We start from the raw sequence: 1,217 nt of genomic DNA, 5'->3' as shown, positions 1-1,217 counted from the left end.
TAGACCTCTTGCAAAAGTCTTAAGTCGATCCTTGTACAGCAACATTTTTGAAGATTATCAACTACTAATAAATAATTAACTGAAAGTCCCTCCCATTATTGTTTCTATCGTTTGTTTTCGGATTTATGCAAGAGGTCTTATTAACGACACTGACGATCGTCCCTTGATTCGCCTCTTGAATCAGCCCGAGATCCTCGTCGGCTAATTTGCAGTTGAGATGGGGGAGAGATTGGCCATCTTCAAAAAGGCCGGTTATGTCAACTATGGTCTCTAGCTCTTGTTCTTGGGGAAGAAAACGGCAAGATAGGGCTTTTTCTTGGCGATAACGATAGATTTCGACCAATTTCTGGTAATCTGCCCGATCGATGACACGACGTTCAAACTGCAATTCTTGATCCCGGAGGATACGACGTAAATCATCGAGAATTTCCTGATTAGCGGGATCCACCATGGCTAGGTGAAGGACATTGGCAGCGGATTGCTGTTTTTGTAGGGGCAGGATCTTATAACGACGGCAAATTTCAAAGGGAAGGACTGTGCGAAACAGATTCTCGATTTCTCTCCAGTCGATCGTCTCACTTTCAGGGTCAAGATATTCTACCCCATACTTGGCTTTTAATTTTGACAGTTGTTCGAGTCGGTAGTATGCCAGTGCCTCTTTGGGTAAAGGACGGCCGGTGATCAGGGGTAAAATTGCCCGTAGAGGCAGATGACTTTTCTGCTTCTCGATCATTGCCTTTTGTAGTTGCGGGATAGTGACATAACCCGATTGCACTAACTTTTGGGCAAAGGAAGGCAGCTTGGTCTGAAGTTTCTCGTTTGCTGATGACATGGAATAGAGCCAGTAAAGACTGTACAACCCACTACATCCCTTAGTATTCCCATTTTTTCACCGCAGCTAACAGGTAAAAGAAAATTTATCCCACTTTCCGCACTTCTTAACATTCAATTGATAATTTTTACTGATATTTTGCTTAAAACCCATTGCTAGTAGGGACTATAGCTACAATGATTGATTTTTCTCAAGGTGAAGAATTGTAATTTTTTTCTCAGAAAAAATCAATTATTGAAAATGTTCTCAATAGTAGTTTCTATGAAGCTTTTTCGTCAAAACATCTTGGGGAATGTAAAAATATATAGGCTCTTCGTTACCCTTTATGCTAAATCAACATACAAGATGCCAAGATAACATACTTCTAACCCAAAAATTCCGAAAG

1 protein-coding gene is annotated in these 1,217 nt (G+C 40.8%); it reads right to left on the bottom strand.

What is annotated here, in order from left to right; all coding sequences use genetic code 11:
* Positions 1 to 64 precede the first annotated feature (64 nt).
* Positions 65 to 832 carry a GspE/PulE/PilB domain-containing protein gene (locus PX482_RS20765; RefSeq protein WP_002759581.1) on the bottom strand — a complete coding sequence of 256 codons (768 nt, stop codon included), beginning with the start codon at positions 830 to 832 and terminating at the stop codon, positions 65 to 67.
* Positions 833 to 1,217: the final 385 nt, after the last annotated feature.

Source organism: Microcystis sp. M53602_WE12, from assembly GCF_030065455.1.
GTDB lineage: Bacteria > Cyanobacteriota > Cyanobacteriia > Cyanobacteriales > Microcystaceae > Microcystis > Microcystis aeruginosa.
This window is presented reverse-complemented; position numbering and strand designations above follow the sequence as displayed.